Source organism: Pseudarthrobacter naphthalenicus (assembly GCF_029076445.1).
Taxonomy (GTDB): Bacteria; Actinomycetota; Actinomycetes; order Actinomycetales; family Micrococcaceae; genus Arthrobacter; species Arthrobacter naphthalenicus.
Genome location: NZ_JARESG010000004.1, coordinates 218719 through 233899 on the forward strand (window position 1 = coordinate 218719; position 15181 = coordinate 233899).

A 15181-nucleotide genomic window follows, 5' to 3' on the forward strand; every position below is an offset into this window, starting at 1 on the left:
GCTTGAACGCAGCCATTCAGGTAGACGGACATGGAGCCTCCGCTCGATTGCGGCGAGAAGCAAAGGCGGTTTCAGACCTAAGCCCGGTGAGGTTGCCGAATAGTACCGTTAGGGAGATCGAGGCATTCCGGCCAACTGTCATCCATTCACTGTTGGGAAGCGGAAAGATGATGTCGATGGCTCTCGCTCTTTCCGGTCGGTTTGATTCGCCAATTGTCCCGCACTTCATGGATGACTGGATGGACGCGCTATATCCCAATCGCGAGCTCGGAGGTTGGGCGCAGAAGCAGTCAGCGCGTTTGTTGCGTCGTGTCTTTATTCGGAGCCCTTTGTGTCTGACGATTGGGTCCGCGATGGCAATCGATTATCGCAACCGTCTGGGCATCGATTGCCGAGCTGTTGGCAACAGTGTAGAGCTCGGCGAATATTCTTTTGTAAATGACGGTGATCATAATCGGGCAAACCTGAAGAAGGAGCTCGTCTACGTTGGCGGCCTTCATCTTGGAAGAGCAGACGTCTTGATCAATCTTGCGCAGGTTATGGGAGACGCCGACTTGGGAGATTGGATTGTCGTTGCGCATACGCCGGTGGCGGACGCCGAACGATTCCTTCCGCCGCATCTACCAAGCAACCTCAGGTGGGGCGGGGAAATTGATGCTCAAGACGTTCCCAGGAAGCTAGTTGAGGCGGACGCCCTGTTGTTCGTTGAGTCAGAGGACCCGAGTATTTCTCGGTTTACCCGCTTTTCGGTATCCACGAAGGTACCTCAGTACCTCGCTGCCAATCGTCCGCTGATCGTTGTGGGTCCTCCCGGACAAGCCAGTGTTGAGGAGTTCCGGTCCCACGGTGCTCGGGTCAGATTTGCCCGCTCAACCAGTTCTGATTCGCTAAGGCAGGTCGTTGAAGAACTAAGCGACTGGGCAGGCAGCATCGGGGAGTCCGTTGGTCTGCCCCAGTTGCCTGAACAGTTCGACGCCCCATTCGTGCGTCGCAGGTTTGCCGAGGCACTCCGATTCGCGGTGGAGTGTCACCAAGATTCACCTAGTCCAGTTACGAAGAGATGCCGATGAAAATTGCCTACTTCACTCCGAGCTCATTTCGCACAGTGAACGCCGGGGCTCTGAGAAATGTCGGGCTAGCTAAGGCGATTGTGCAGGCGGGCCACGAAGTCCTGATATTCACTAACGACCATGTCTCAGACCAAATGTCGAAAGAGTGGGACTCTATCCTAGACATGTCAAGAATTCGGGTGATTCCTGGCGGGTCTCCTCGGGGGAAGGGCACTCGTGGTCTATCTCGGCTAGTCCGCTATCTCGGGGGTTCTACTTCCGAGCTAGCCAGGAAGCTTAAGGGCGTCAACCCGGACGCACTAATCCTTTATAATGCCGACCCCGTTGCGCTGCTTCGTCTGGATCATTTTGCACGAAACCGTCGTATACCCTTCGTCGTTGACGTTACCGAATGGCTAAATCCGGCAGACCTGCCAGGAGGCAAATTCGGTCCATTTGCAGCATTAAATGAACTCACTATGCGCGCGCTTGCTTGGCGACGTGGTCGTTATTTCGCCATATCTAGGACTATGGCTGCTCGTTTGGGGAAGCGCGGGCCTGCCCCTCTAGTTGTTCCACCGATTTTTGACATTGGAAGTCGGGCCTTTGGTGCCCGACTCACAGATCGCATCCGCCTTGTGACAACTGGTACCGACCTTCGCGCTCGCGGTAAGGATATCGTCGGTCTTTCAGTGATCACCAACGCACTGGCGGAGGTGGATCCAGGTGGCCAAAAATTCCACCTAGACGTTGTTGGGGCATATAGTCAACAGACGAAGGCAGCTCTAGGCCAACGACTAAGCGCCGGAGCATTCACCCTTCATGGCCGTCTTGGTTGGGAGGAGACGCTAGCTGTAGTGCATAGCGCTACGTTTAGCGTCGTATTGCGGAATCAAGCGGATCGAAGATCGAATCTCGGATTTCCTTCGAAAGTCCCGGAGAGCTTGATTTTAGGGACGCCGATCCTTGGTAATGTTTTTAGCGATTTGTCTGAGCACCTCGAAAACGGTGTGAATGCGGTCCTCGTAGCTAATCCAACCCTGGAAGCGTTAGTCGAGGCACTCCGCAGTCTCCCTATCGAGATTGACCGCGAGTCTGTTCGCCTAAATGCTTTGGACCTCTACACGCCGAAAGCTTGGAGCGACACGCTTTCAAAATTTATAGCAGGGGATCTATGAGGGCCATCGTCTATGCGTCGAACATTCGCACTGGCGGAGCGATTGGCGGGGCTGCCAACCTCTTAGACACGCTTCCGGATTTCTATGATACACATCACATGAATTGGGCGCGGAATTGGTTCGTCTATGTGTCAGATGAGATCGCCAGCGAGATGAGTCGATTGGACGAGCTTCGCGGTCTTGGAGTGACTGTCGTACAGAGGACGGATCCTGCCAACCTTCAAACTCTCCGACGGAGAAGCAAGGTCTGGGCTGACGTTCGTCTCGTGCTCAGGGGTCCGGACTACGTCGGGCGAATGGCGTCGCAAGAAATATTGGGCTTTGCGGATAGATCCATCCTTACGCCTGCGGTCCAACATCAGCCTATTCTCGATCGATCCAAGGCGGCTGGGCGTAATGCCATAAAGCGCCTGTTGCTTTCGCGATATGACGCCTTTCTCACACAGACCGACAGCATGGCGAAGGAACTCTCTGCACGTGTCCCGGGTCGGCGGGTTTGGGTATTCCCGAATGCCCCCGCAGACATTTTCCTCGGCCAAGACCCGCGGGCGAGACCTCAACGCATACCCCAGGTTGTTAACGACCGAGCACTGGTTCGCCTGTTCTATCCCGCGCGAGGTTATCCGCATAAGAACCACCAAATAATTCCTAAGACCGCTGAAATACTCCGGGCGAAATATGGCGTTGAGCTTCAGGTAGTGTGTACGCTTCGGCCTGATGAGTTAAAGTCGCTTGGACTTGAGAACGCGCTTGGTATTGCAGCAGTCGGAACGCTGTCTCGAGCAGAATGCTACGATCAATACCGCCTGAGCGACGGAGTGTTCTTCCCAAGCCTGAATGAAACGTCCTCAGTCACTCCCTTGGAGGGCATGGCCCTAGGTCTGCCGGTCTTTTCATCAAACCTCGAGTTTATAACTGATATCTCCGGAAGTGCACCGTATTATTTCAACCCGACAGATCCGGCGGAGGCAGCCGCACTGATAGCTGGCTACTACGCGAATGCGCCCGCTGATTCGGGCCGTCTTAGCGCAGGTGCCGCATTCGTTCGCGCACTGCCCACGCGGTTGGATACAACGCGAGGGCATCTGGACGCGATGAGATACATCAGCGGTTTCAGCGGCGCTCCCGACAACTCGGCGAGTTCCGCATGACGGTGTCCTGCTCATTAGGAGACTTCCAGGACCCGGTCCGGGCGCAGGCCCACCCAGATCAATGCCGAAGATCTCGTCCTGGGCTGCCAAGTCTCGCACGACCAAGGCTTCGCGGCGGAGTCTTTAGGGCCCGGCAGTGCCGGCGCATCGTAGGCAGATGCTGCTCCGGCGTAGTCAAGAAATTCGTCTTCCGTTAGTCGTTTAGGCGTGCCTGGAAAGCCGAGACAAGGAAATCCAACGACTCAGGCCGGACATCTTGGTGCACGGGAAAATTAATAATATGCCGTGATAGGTCCATCATCGAGTCGAAGTCGCGTCGAACGTGATCTATCAGAGTATGGTACAGGCTGACCATGCCGAGGCCATCTTCATTCATACACTTATAAATGTTGTCACGAGAATCGCCGAATATGCGCACAGGAAGAGTTTGCGGGACGTCCAAAGCCCCAAGTTCCGGCCATAGGAGCTGAAATTTACCGCCGAATTCGGGTAGTGACTTTAGCCGTTCGGTTAAGCCTGCGAAGTTCGCCCGTCTTATCGCGGCGATTGCATCCCAGTTGTAGGACATGATATCGACGGCGAGTTCGGCCATTGTCGATTTCTGACCTTTGACAAGTGTCTGAGACGAGTAGGTGATGAGGCCACCTTGCGTCAATGGAAACATCTTGTGCAAAGAGAAGAGGCGGACCTGACCGAATGACCCTGCGTCCTTGCCGTTGACTGAGCTGAAGAAGCCATGCGCCAGATCCTCGAGGAGGAGGACATCATATTGCTGTGCGAGCTCACTGACCCGTGAAAGTGCTGGTTCCGTTCGCCCGAAATAGTGGATTAATACGAGTACCCGGTATCTTCCGGTCGACAGATTTCGCTCTAGATCCTCCAAATCCGCAGTGAGGTCTGGGTTGAGATCGTAGAAACCAAAGTGATTGCCTAGCTCACCGACAGGATCAAAGACACCGCTACCCTCGTTGGGGGACCAGCCGATGAAGGCCGGGAGTAAAACCCCGTCGTGCGATTCAGGAAGTACGTTAGTCAGGAAGTCGCGCATTCCTTCCCGTGCTGATTGATAGAATAAAGCCGGTTCGAAGAAATTCTCGCGGTCAACCGCAGTCTTCGCTATTTGGTGGGACATATAAGCTCCTCTACAGTGCAGCCTTAGAGGCTGAGTTTCATACGGTCGGATAGTTTGACTACTTGGTGGACCGAGGATATTCCGGCGATGTGCTCCGTCGGCAAGATGACTAGAGCCGTCTCTACAAGGGGGAAGTGGCGCCTCAAGCTGGAGAGCAGGGCATCATCGTCGAATGCTTGAGCGGAGAAACACCTCAGTACCGTCTGACCTACTAGACCAATCCTTGTGACGGATGTTTCGTTCATCACCTCCATTTCACAGAAGCCATAAGTGCTGAGATTTGCCAACGCCGTCGGGAGGGTGCGAATTCTGGCGGCTCCAACGGGAGCTGGCATAGATCGCGACACCCAGGCGACGGTGCTGGTGGGTGTGAATCCGAGTTTGCGGTACAGGGACACCGCAGGAGCGTTATCTTGGAACACGTCCAACTGCAACTGATCCAGCTCTGGGCGATCTTCCACGAAGGACTCGAGGAAGGCTCGGGCGATCCCACGTCCTCGGGCGGATTCAGTAATACAGACATACGAAAGAAAACCAACGTTGCCTCCTATGATTCGAAACTCAGCGAATCCCACAACGTCCTGTTGCTTGGCTTCATCTACAGCGACCAGCAAGTACCTTCCGGGATCTGAACCCGGATATTGCACGTGCACCGAGAGAAAGGCTCCAATGCCATGCTGCGTGTAAGTCATGAAGGGCCGGAGCGCCGCGCCGAAGGAAGCGTGGATCAGATCGGACACTGCAGGTAGATCGGTTTTCGTCAGGGCTCGGATGAGAATCGACTTCATGTAGTCTTTGCTCCCCGCCGCTCATCATCCAGGTTCTGCATGATCGATTCGGGGTCCACAACGACTCCCTGCCGGCGGAAGACTTTCAATGCGGTCAGAATTAGAATCTTGGCATCAAAGCCCAGGGAGTAGCTCTTGACGTACCGCACATCATGCGCCAGGCGGTCGCTCCATGATGACGTATTACGTCCGTTGACTTGGGCCCAGCCAGTGATGCCTGGGCGCACCACGGTCCGAAGGCTTTCTTCCTCCGTGAAATATTCCGAGTAACGCGTCAGCAGCGGCCGCGGGCCGACGAGGGACATTTGGCCTTTCAAAACGTTCCACAGCTCCGGAAGTTCGTCGAAACTCGTTATTCTAAGCAGAGATCCGAACCTAGTCAGTCTGTCACTATCAGGCAGGAGTCGCCCATGAACGTCCCTTGCATCCGTCATGGTCCTGAATTTGTACATTTCGAAGAGCTTGCCGTCGCGTCCGGGCCGTATCTGCCTAAAGAACACAGGTGATCCCAGCTTCTTGCGAATCAGAACAGCTACGACACCCATCGGGACGGCGAGAGTGGCCAGAGCAAGCGCCGAGAACACAACATCAAGCAGCCGTTTCACACCAAGCACTCTCGGCTTGGAGAGGCTTGCAATGAACAGCGACCTGCTGAACCGTTCCGCACCAACTTTGAGCGCCAGGTTTTCAGCGTAGTATCTGGCACCCGACACACCCAAAGCTTGGCGCTCCCCAGGCGTACGCGACATGAGATTCCTAACCGCTTCTGCCAAGTCAGCTGCGCATTCGGGTTCAAAGGCTATCCCTGCCCCAGCCTCTTCGATCATTGCTGCCGCGTCGCCTTTAACCCCCATGAGAATCGGGCGACCAGCCATGAGGTAGGCCTGCGTCTTGGACGGTACGGTTATTTCAAACAATGGATCGTTTCGTAAGTGCACAAGAAGGGCGTCGGAGCGGCTCAAGAAATCGCCAATTTTACTTATCGGCTGCCGCGGAATGAAGATGACATTATCCAAGTCTCGGCGCTCGGCCTCACCGGCCAGACGTGTTGCCTCCACTCCTGCGCCTATGAGGAGGAAGCGAACCTCGTCCTGGTCCCTCAGGAGTTCTGCAGCATCCAATACAGTCTCTAGGGCCTGCGCCTTGCCGAGATTTCCAGCGAATGTGACTGTGAACTTATCCCCGAGTCCCAAAGGCCAATTTGAATCAGCCACCGGAGAGCGCGTCTCAAGGTTGATCTGGGCTTCGTCCGCCCAGTTCGGAATAACGTCTATGCGGCCTGCCGGAACCCCCTTTTGCTTGAGTGCACTGCCAAAGCCCTCGGAGAGCACGGCGATCCGAGATGCCATTCGGTAGACCCCTAACATCGCCCGGTCCACAAATGAAAGGACAGACGAACCCCGGATCATTCCCGTGGCAGCAAGAGTCTCGGGCCATAGGTCCTGTACATCGTAGACAAAGGGAACGCCTCTAAGGACCTTGAGCACCAACGCCGGGATACCCACCGTCGCGGGCGGGTGGTAAACGTAGGCGACGTCTGGTCGCTGAACCAGCAGGGCGCCGATGCTAGCGGAGGCGGCAAAGGAAGCATAGTTGAGTGCCCGCCTGATGCCAGAACTATCGTGACTCGGATAGAGGGCAACCCTGTTAACCGGGATACCTTGTATGACTTCCCGTTGAAACGGCCTAACGCGGTACCCGGGATAAATCTTCCCTCCTGGGTAATTGGGAAAGCCAGTAAGTACACTCACTTGGTGGCCCTGGCGCTGGAGTTCCTTGGCAAACAGCAGACCCTTGAAGGTCGGTTCAGGATCAAACCATTGGCTGACAATCAGAATGTGCATGGGCAGGTCCTATCGAGGGCAAAGGGATGACAGTCAGGGCGATATTTTTGGCGATCAAGTTCAGCCACTATTCGGGTGACCCGCACAAACGTTCTACCCTCGGTATGCCGGGAAGTAACCGTTTGGAATAGGTGGCGCGCCGTCTATCGTCCGCCTAGCGACGCTACCTTCAACCAAAGCGTTATAGGTCACAGGGTTCAGGATTCTGCGTCCAACCAGAAAGGGCACGCTCCCGGACGGAGCAAATGCCTTCTTATACTTAAAAATTCCATCGTTAGCGGCAAATCCACCGCCCAGGACAAAGCGCTTCTTTCCGTTTTGCCCGGCCCATTTCATAATCTCAAACTTCAGTAAGTCATTTGGTCTTTTGTCAAACGCCTCCCCCAAAGTGCCTCCGAGAAACGAATAGGCGTTCTCTTCCGACAGCAAAACTAGCTCAGTCGAGACTATGCGTTCTTCATGGCGAGCATGAAAATATGCAAACTGCCCAGAAAGTGACTCGTGGATCGCACGAAAAAAATCTTCGCCAAAATAGTATCCAGACGATGCGGAACGTCGATCCATAGTATCTTTATAGATTCGGTAAAAATCATCGAAGAATTCACCTTCAAGGTCCACCTCGATTGTCACACCAAGGCGCTGAGCCTTCTTCACATTCTTGCGTACCTTGTGATCAAAATCCATCCACAGCTCTTCCGCGCTCAAGTCCAGCGAGCGAACAACATTATTCTGAATGACTTCCGCTTCGCCGGGGAACTCCAGCAGTGAGTCTGTGAATAGAGTAAATCGCACGAACTCAGAAATCACATTTGACCGCTCGCACCAAGAATCAAAGTGATTCCAGAACTCTGCCGCCAAGGCCTTCCTGTTAAAGCTTTCTATGACCATCGGACCCCCATAGCCGTACGGGCTAGCAATATCACGAACGCCTCGATATTCTATGTCTTTCATATATGGTGCATCAACATTCCGGAGGAAGAATGGATACAGTACGGTCCCGTTGTGGGATTCAAAAAGAACGCAGACCGCCTTCTCCGTGTGTGTCCCGAAAAGACGAAGATAATGAGGGTGAGCAAAAACTTCACGTGCTGGCCATCTATTCCAGGCTTCGCTCCATCGCTCAATGTCATACTGGCTGTCGGCTGTTAGAACGCTGAATTGACTCACGATAACTTACTTCCAACTCTCAATCGCAGTGATGGCCAACGTTATTCCTCTGCATATATACGGCTGCAATTGCTCAACAAGGTGCCTGTCGAGTGCTTTGCGGACAGCTCGGGAAAGGACAACCGCGCGCCCGCCTTAACGAAAAAGACAATCATTCGAGCTATGCTTGCGGTTGTCCTTTCCAACGCTTTGGCTCGTCAATGTACTGGCGTGTCACTGGCACGGTTTACGCTTCGAGCCACGCTATCACGGGCAAAGATACGGTTGGCTACGCGGCATTTTTGGGCTGATCAGTAATATGTGTTAGGCATATAACCCGATCCGGACGATGGACGCAGGTTGCGAAGGATTTGGGACTTGCGGTCAGGCATTTGAGCGCTATGTTGCCACCGCCGAGCGTGAGGAATCCGGGGCCGCCCGCGGAGGCGTAGTCGGCGAGATGCGGCAGCCGAAGAAACGGAAACGCGTGTTGGAGCAGGAGAATGAGATTCTGCGCTGGGCTGCTGCTCACCTGGCCAGGGACATCAGCCCAAATGGTTTACCCGCTCAGTACGGTTCTTGTCGCTGACGATGCTCCCGTGGTGGTAGTTGCAGGGTGTTGAAGTTCAGAAAGCAAGCTCATTACCTGCTGAGGGTGACGGACTGGGACGGGTCGGTGCGAAGCTTAGTCAAGGCTGCCCTGGACATCCTCGCGGACGGCGTTGCATTCGCGTACCGTTTCGTCGCCGACGAGCTCCTGGGAGTGGGCATCGCCGCTGCCGGGGGCCGGTCGACATTTTTGGGGCGGAGAACAGCGAGGGAGTTTTATCGCGATTGGGCGCAATTTGCCCGTCCTTAGACTGGCAACCGGCAGCAAGCTCAAGTCTCATGTGGTGCTGCTTGCGCTCGTCGCTCATCCAGGCAAGTAGCCGGGCGCTGGGAATGCAGTACCGGATACTCGTGTCTCGTGTCTCGCAGCGGACTAACTTCTTGGCATGGGTAGCTATGAAGAGGGGCTTGAAGCGGACAAGGACCGGGCAACTCATCCGTCCGTGGGTATGTTTGGATACAGGGACGGCGAGGCTTGGGTGGCGGACGATGTGTTCGTGACCCGGTCCATCTGCGGCGATCTGACGGTCGAACGGTGGGACGGGTGCTGGGTTAGAACTGCCACTGTCCGAAAAGAGAGCACGCAGATGCTACGAGCCATGTGGGTGAAGCTCAACGAGGTTGCAGTGGATGTTGGGCCCCACCCATCTCCATCGTGAGGAACTCAGCGTCGCGCCAGTCCGAGTTCTCTGGACCTGTCTGGCCTAATTCCGTGGAGCAGAAGAGCCCGTGCTGGACGGACGCAAACTTTCTCGTCACCTCTGCGAGGGCATGGGGCGCGGTGAAGGCGTTGACCAACTGTTGGCGGCATAGTTCGCGTTGAGCCCACCACGCGAAAGTCAGTAGCAGAATGTTGCGTGTCGGTGCCACTAGACGGACCGTAGCAGTCAGCGTCCGCCGCTGTCGCCTGATCTTCCTCAAGGAGGAGCCGAGGCTACTGCCGTAGAATCCGACTGAGTTGCCGTTGCCCAAGTAGAACAGCGCGGTCACTACTTGGGTGCGGAGCCCGGCTTCCAACGTCGGGTCCGGGCCTGCTGGTGGCCTCCGTGGGTTCCGGCCAGCTGGTGAGCCGGACCGGCCGGTACAAGTGGATGCCGATCGCCGGTTCGGTGCTGGTGGCCGTGGCGCTGGTGCTGCTCTCCACGCTCAAGCCCGGGCAGCCGCTCTGGGAAATCTGCGCCTACCTGGCCGTGATGGGCCTCGGGCTGGGCCTGAGCATGCAGATCCTCGTCCTCATCGTCCAGAACTCCTTCCCGCTGCGTGAAGTGGGCACCGCAACGGCGTCCAACAACTTCTTCCGCCAGATCGGCGCCACCCTCGGCTCCGCCGTGGTGGGCAGCCTGTTCGCCAGCCGCCTCGCGGCGCTCCTTACCGAGCGTATGCCCGCCGCTGAGACACGCGGGGGCACACCCGGTGGGTCGAACTCCCTCACGCCGGCGGTGGTTAACCACCTGCCTGCGGAGATCAAAGACCTGATCGTCTCCTCCTACAACGACGCACTGACGCCCATCTTCATCTGGATGGTCCCGCTGGCGGTGATTGCCGCCGTCGTACTGGTCTTCATCAGGGAAAAGCCGCTTGCCACCGCCGCCGAGCACGACGTCCTCTCCGAGTCGATCAGTGAAGGCAACATCCTCATCACCGCCGACGATGACGGGGTTGCAACCGCCTCACCGTCGGGGGTGGTTCCGTAGCGTACATCCTCAAAGACCAGAAGCTTTGGGTATCCATGACTCCACGCAAAGGCTGCGACGGCGGCACAGCATCCGGCTACTGCGCTCTGTTGCCGCCGCTGCGGCTCCGGTTGATTGGGTGTGGCTGGATCCTCCACACCTTCGCCGAGAAGGGCTAGGACAGCGGATACTGCCTCAAGGCGGGCTGTGAACTCATCCGGTCATTCTCGCTCCGCTGCCCAGCCTGCGCGCTGCTTGCTAGTGGACCCAGCCGTGGGTGCGTCCGTACTTGTGCATGGTGGTGGTGAAGATGCCCGTGGATGCGGCTACCTCGCGAACACCGCCGCCGGCCTTGCCCCGCATCCCGCAGCACGAGCGCGGCCTTGATGTGCTGTATGTCTGGCTCCGGCACGATTGCCCTGGTCTGAGGCGTCATTCAGGGAGACTACTGGTCAGCGATGAGCTGCCTTGCACGCTCCCATTCGCCCCCGGCCGGCGCCGGACTTCGAATTCGTCCAGGGAGGCCATGTGCGCCGCCGGGTCTGCATCGCAGATTTCAGACGTAGCCAGGGCTAGCCGAAATATGTACTCGTACGTGTTTTTGCTACCACTCCTGCCCGTAGTCCGGGTGGTTCTTGTAGACAGCGAGGGGCCGCAGGGCGTCTTCTGCGGCGCGGCCTCGTGCCTCTTGGGTGCGGCGGTCTTGCGGGGCCCGTTCGTCCTCTGCTTCACGCGTGAGAGGAGATCTGTTGGCTCACGGGTTTCGCGGTGTCGCTTCTAAAGGTCTACGACGCGCAGCTTAGCCGCGCACTCAGCCAGTTCGCGGGCGGGCGGGCGACCACCTGTCGAAGTGGATAGACCAGTCAGGCGGCTGGCCTTCATGCCCGCTCCCGGTCGCCCATGGCGCAGCCGCATTGGCTGCAACCTCTTCTTCGGCTGTGCGCGATTCGAGAAAGTCAGTGATGGTCATAGATAGGGCATACCGCCGGAGCCGTGGCACTGCTTGCCACGGCTCCGGAAGATAGTGAACAAAACCGGTCTTATTGGCCCATAACGGGCCGGGGTAGAATCGGGCTCGTGACTATGGGGACCGCGAGCCTGCTCGTAAACAATGACAAGCCATCTGTGGATGAGTTCCTTCTTGAACCGCGCCCTCGGGCGTTGAGGTTAGGGCTGCCGACGTTCATGATGGCGGCGGTCGCGGCGCTGTCGGTTTATGACCCAGGGACCGCGGGGACCTATGGGCTGTACGTTGCCGCCGCCGCGGTCACTCTGAGTCGGCCGGGGCGTTTGCGTATCGACGCCCCGCTAATGCTTGGACTCGCGTTGATCTTGTTCGCGGCAGCATCCTCCCTATGGTCAGAGTTCCCTGATGCTTCAATAGGTGCGGCGCGCAACTATGCCGTCGTAGTGGTCATATTCATCGCTGTCCGTCACGTGATCCAAACCCTCCAGCAGCTCCGAACCGTGGCAGTAGGCTACATTGCCGGGTGCGCTGTACTCGTATTCAGGGTGTGGAACGAGAACGCCACGCAGGTAACGACGCTTGAAGGCTCCCGCCTGGACTTGGTTGGCTTGAACGTCAACTATGCCGGGTATGCGTTCGTTGGCGGTTTCGCGATGATCGCGTTACTGTGGGCCACCAAGCGCCGAACGCCGGGCCGGCGGCTCTGGCTCACGGCCGCAGCGGCATCGATCATTTTGGGTATCGTCCTATCCGATACTCGCGGGGCACTTATCGGGCTAGGTTTGATGATCATGTGGCTGCTCATGTGCTGGGCCGCCAAGACGCCTCCCATACGCATGCTCGTTGCCGCAGCCATTGCCGCCGCCGCGGCAATCACGACAGGTGCTATCGATACTGCGTCACTAGCGTTTGAGAGCGTGTTCGGGCGGGCTACGGGCGACTGGTCAGGTCGCCTGATAATTTGGCCGATTGCCCGCGATTTTTGGGTCTCGGAAGATAAGTTTTGGGTCGGGTCCGGTGCATCGACGTTTCAGCTCAGCAACGCATACGGGATCGGCGCGCACAACTTCATTCTGGAGATCGGGACCGGAATGGGGATCGTCGGCGTACTGGTTTACGTGGCAGTCCTATGGACTTCTCTCGGTAAGCGGTCGGCGGGCACTGACCCCCGTGCAAGAATCCTGATGGGGTGCTTCATTGCCGCCTCGGCACTCAGCTACCTCACCGGCTATTGGGACCATTCGCCGGCTGCATGGATCGGTGTTGCGGTGTTCTCCCGGCTTGGGCTCCTCGACAAAGACCCCGACGCGCAATGGAGCGCGCCAGGGCCTAAGGCCGAGGAGACCAAGCAGACGAGGGCGGCACGGAAGTGGCTAGACGGCGTTGACGGTAAGCGCCCCCGCGTCCGAAACCCTTGACCCCTAGAAGTACGTGGTGACGATAATCAGACCGTCACCGCCAGCACCACCGGCGCCTGAGTTGTTGCCGTTCAATGACGCCCCGCCGCCGCCGCCGCCTGAACCTGCCACGCCAGCACCACCAGCGCCACCGGCAGCGGTGATGGATGAGCCACCACCACCCGCGCCCGCACCGAACAGGCCGGGTGCGGGGACCGTTGGAGTTCCCCCCGCGCCGCCTATCGCCCCTGCTGCGGCAACGGTTGCGGCTGGTCGCTGACCGGTAGAGGACCCGGCGCCGCCCACGGAAGCCACGTCACCAGACGTAATGCCGCCGCCCGAGCCACCCGCTGTGGTTGCCGTTCCGGGTGCGACGCCCGCGCTTGCCGTTGATCCGGCCAGTCCTGTAGTGGAAGCGTTCGCGCCCTTTTGCCCGGACCATTGGAAGATTCCATAGGATGCGCCACCCGCGCCGGTCGCGTTGGTGCCTCCGCCGCCTGGTGACGGCGCAATCGTGCTTACCAGGGCTGTCGCGCCGGTTGAACCGAAGAAGCACGCCGATGGTGCGACGCCGCTATTGCCATTGGTGTCGTCCGCTGTAACGGCAGCGCCGCCCGCGCCACCGGATGTAACGTTCACGTTGACGGTTGCCGGGAGGTCCGATGCGCGGAACAGCATCTCAGTGGCGTTACCTGACCCGCCACCGCCACCGCCGCACCGAACAGTGCCCGCCGCGCCCCGCCGCCCCGATCCGCCACCTGCACCTGCCTGGATGACAAGCACTTTCACTGCCACCGCATTGGCAGGCTTCGTCCAGGTGGACACCCCGGGGGTGAAGACCTGGACATCCGTAGCGGCGAAAGCTGTAGGCAGCACAGGTGTCCCGACGTAGCCCCCAATCACTGTTCCTGCTCCCGGAACGATCTTCGTCCCGGAGACGAGTGACACATCAAGGGTGCCGATACTCGACTGGTTGACCACGACCGGGTACGTGGCGTTTCCGGCTACTGTGACATAAAGCCCGTCAGCGTTGAATCCATCGAGCGTCAAGGGGGATACCAGGCCCCGCACGTAGACATTCGAGGGAGCGTAACTAACCCCCTTCTTGATGGTTAGCCCATTGAGCTTTAGGTTACGCACCGTGGCGAAATGGGTAGGTGCAGCGGGGTCGTCCGTTCGGATGTTCAGGGCGCCGGCCGTGCCGTTGGTTATTGTGGTGGCCGACTTGTCTAGCGTTCCCGATACTTCGATGTTCTCCAGCAGGATCGTGGATTCCCAGTTGAACGGGTATCGGGTCTGGTAGGTCTTCGCCACCGATGTGATTCCGAACCCGTGGACTTGGGTGGAGATCGCGTCGGTGGCTTGCGCCCCGTGCAGCCGGATCTCGATATTGCGGAAGTAGGTGCCGGGGTCCACCCGTGAAAGAGAGATTGCAGCCATATAAGAGTTGGGCTGGAACACAACCGATCCCTTGTCGTAGACATCGACGTCGATCCCATCAGCACCGAAGGATGTTGTCGGGCTGGCCACTGGTGCAGCCTGGGCGGCGGCGTCGGTCCCGGTGAGAATAGCGTCCGTTACGAGGAAGGCCGCTTCGGCAATGTAACTGTTCGAGTACCGCAGCGTTCCCTTTACGGCGCGTGCCCCAGAGAGGTAAGCGCCGCGGTGGACGTGGTCCGCGTCGATGTCGAACTTGATTCCCTCGGCAAGATAGGTCGCCAGCGGGTATCCGCAGAAGAAGGTGCGGAGACGGATGTCGAAGTTGCGGCAGCCGCCCTTTGTCGGGTCGGCGTAATCGCCGCTCTGGACGCCGTATCGCAGATTCGTCAGACGCCCATCCACCTTCAACCCGTCCGTGACAGTGATGGCCCGGACGAAGGTTGCCCCCTGGTAGCCGAGATGGGTGGCCGGTGTAGCAAGGGCCGGGCCGACATACTCGATGCCGGACACCTCCACGTCGCGGCAATTGTCGAACAGGAAGACGCCCTCAAGGCCGCCATTGTTGCTGTATGCCGTGGTGTCGTTGAGGACGGCTTCGACGCCTCGGACGCGGATTCGGCTCTTGCCAGTGAATGTCATCATCCACTGACCATTACCAGCGGCCGCCCACTGGTAGGTGCCGGGCGAGAGGATGAAGTCAACGAATCCCGACGCCTGCGCGGCGAGGAAACCAGCGCGGTTCTGCGCGGCAGTATTGCCGGGGAGAACGTCAAAATCCGCAAGGGAGCGGGGGAGGCTTCCCTTCCC

At 58.0% G+C, this 15181-nt stretch carries 10 protein-coding genes and 1 pseudogene; 5 read left to right on the forward strand and 6 right to left on the reverse strand.

The window, feature by feature from the left end; genetic code table 11:
• Nucleotides 1–290: 290 nt before the first annotated feature.
• Nucleotides 291–581: a hypothetical protein gene (locus PY310_RS06065; protein WP_275213388.1), complete on the reverse strand. Its 291-nt coding sequence runs from the start codon at nucleotides 579–581 to the stop codon at nucleotides 291–293.
• Between the two features lie 485 nt (nucleotides 582–1066).
• Between PY310_RS06065 and PY310_RS21625 the strand changes: the two are divergent.
• From PY310_RS21625 to PY310_RS06075, 3 genes and pseudogenes are all read left to right on the forward strand, one after another.
• Nucleotides 1067–1603, forward strand: a pseudogene (locus PY310_RS21625) (glycosyltransferase); the annotation flags it as partial.
• Nucleotides 1604–1687: 84 nt separating this feature from the next.
• The gene (locus tag PY310_RS06070; protein WP_275213389.1) at nucleotides 1688–2227 is read left to right on the forward strand and encodes a glycosyltransferase; all 540 of its coding nucleotides are present in this window, start codon (nucleotides 1688–1690) and stop codon (nucleotides 2225–2227) included.
• Nucleotides 2224–3378, forward strand: coding sequence for a glycosyltransferase (locus PY310_RS06075; RefSeq protein ID WP_275213390.1), 1155 nt, complete (start codon nucleotides 2224–2226; stop codon nucleotides 3376–3378). The genes PY310_RS06070 and PY310_RS06075 overlap by 4 nt, the downstream gene beginning before the upstream one ends.
• Before the next feature lie 193 nt (nucleotides 3379–3571).
• On the opposite strand, the gene PY310_RS06080 is transcribed toward PY310_RS06075, so the two are convergent.
• The 4 genes from PY310_RS06080 to PY310_RS06095 form a co-directional block, all read right to left on the reverse strand.
• Nucleotides 3572–4510: a DegT/DnrJ/EryC1/StrS family aminotransferase gene (locus tag PY310_RS06080; protein ID WP_275213391.1), complete on the reverse strand. Its 939-nt coding sequence runs from the start codon at nucleotides 4508–4510 to the stop codon at nucleotides 3572–3574.
• A 23-nt stretch (nucleotides 4511–4533) separates the two neighbouring features.
• The gene (locus tag PY310_RS06085) at nucleotides 4534–5298 is read right to left on the reverse strand and encodes a GNAT family N-acetyltransferase (protein WP_275213393.1); all 765 of its coding nucleotides are present in this window, start codon (nucleotides 5296–5298) and stop codon (nucleotides 4534–4536) included.
• Nucleotides 5295–7142: a sugar transferase gene (locus PY310_RS06090; RefSeq protein ID WP_275213395.1), complete on the reverse strand. Its 1848-nt coding sequence runs from the start codon at nucleotides 7140–7142 to the stop codon at nucleotides 5295–5297. The genes PY310_RS06085 and PY310_RS06090 overlap by 4 nt, the downstream gene beginning before the upstream one ends.
• Nucleotides 7143–7235: 93 nt before the next feature.
• Nucleotides 7236–8309, reverse strand: a complete 1074-nt coding sequence (locus tag PY310_RS06095) for a lipid II:glycine glycyltransferase FemX (RefSeq protein WP_275213397.1) — start codon at nucleotides 8307–8309, stop codon at nucleotides 7236–7238.
• Between the two features lie 1625 nt (nucleotides 8310–9934).
• Here PY310_RS06095 and PY310_RS06100 point away from each other — a divergent pair.
• Nucleotides 9935–10591, forward strand: a complete 657-nt coding sequence (locus PY310_RS06100; RefSeq protein ID WP_275213399.1) for an MFS transporter — start codon at nucleotides 9935–9937, stop codon at nucleotides 10589–10591.
• Between the two features lie 1062 nt (nucleotides 10592–11653).
• A complete protein-coding gene (locus PY310_RS06105; RefSeq protein WP_275213477.1) occupies nucleotides 11654–12955 on the forward strand; it encodes an O-antigen ligase family protein in 1302 nt (433 codons plus the stop codon).
• Nucleotides 12956–12958: 3 nt separating this feature from the next.
• Here PY310_RS06105 and PY310_RS06110 read toward each other — a convergent pair whose 3' ends face one another.
• The gene (locus PY310_RS06110; RefSeq protein ID WP_275213401.1) at nucleotides 12959–15016 is read right to left on the reverse strand and encodes a hypothetical protein; all 2058 of its coding nucleotides are present in this window, start codon (nucleotides 15014–15016) and stop codon (nucleotides 12959–12961) included.
• Nucleotides 15017–15181 lie beyond the last annotated feature (165 nt).